The organism is Peribacillus sp. NPDC056705, assembly GCF_043656335.1.
On sequence record NZ_JBHTYI010000280.1, the window covers coordinates 1 to 1053 of the forward strand.

At 53.5% G+C, this 1053-nt stretch carries 1 protein-coding gene; it reads left to right on the forward strand.

From position 1 onward, the window contains the following. Nucleotides 1–147 precede the first annotated feature (147 nt). A partial coding sequence (locus tag ACFRAK_RS29705; RefSeq protein ID WP_394573294.1) for a BglG family transcription antiterminator occupies nucleotides 148–1053 on the forward strand: 906 nt, incomplete at its 3' end.

The window sequence follows — 1053 nt, forward strand, 5'->3', positions numbered from 1 at the left end:
GAATAGTTGTCAAAAATCATAGGATACGCTGGCGTAAATTACGCCGGCGTGTCTTACATTTCTTGAAGAAGGGAGCTATTCGTTCTGGGACACTTCACTGCCCGTCAGCGACAAATCCTGCTGCTATTGCTAAACAGAGCAGAGGGCATGACAGCTGCTGAGATTGCAGCTGAAACCCGCGTCAGCGTCCGAACCGTTCACCGGGAAATGGAAGAGATTGAGAGGAATCTGGCTGGAACCGGCGCTTTGCTTCATCGGAAGGCTGGTACGGGCTTTCGGTTAGAAGGCGAATCGTCAGAACAGACGGAGCTGCTGAAGCAGCGCCTGCTGACAGGCAAACCTGCGGATTATTCCGGGGAGGAACGCAAGATTCTTCTGTTATGTTCCCTTCTGGAGGCCGGAGAACCCATCAAGCTGTTTGGGTTAGCGCACAGTCTGAAGGTCAACACCTCCACCATCCGTCATGATCTGGATGAGCTCGAGCCGATACTGAAGCGACTGAACCTGATCCTGATTCGGCGCAGAGGGTACGGGGTTGATATTGAGGGTGAGGAACAGGTGCTGCGCAAAGCGATCTGTCGGCTGGCGGAGGAATATCTGGATTATTCCGATCTTGTAGGAGATGGCTATCACGATGCGAATGAGCCTGTAACGTCTAGGTTGCTGTCCATGATTGATAAGCCTGTCCTGCTTGATGTAGAACGCAGCCTCTGGGCGATGAACTGGAGCTGGACGGAGGGGCTTAGCGAAGCGGCCTACACCTCACTGCTCATTGCTCTGTCGGTTACGGTCAATCGTATACGGCGGGGTCATCTCATAACCGAAGCGCACTTGCCCGAAACTCCTGACCCCATCTCTTCGGATTGGAATGAAGTAACGTCGTTCGCACATCGGCTGGAAGAAGGGCTAGGGCTTACTTTCGCTAAGGCAGAGATTCAATATATAGTCACATTGTTAGCTGCGGCAAGGGACGAAGCCGATGTGGGCGAGCAGGCGCATGCGGACGTTGTGATGGTGGAGCTCACGTCTCGTCTGATTGCCAAGGTACAGCAG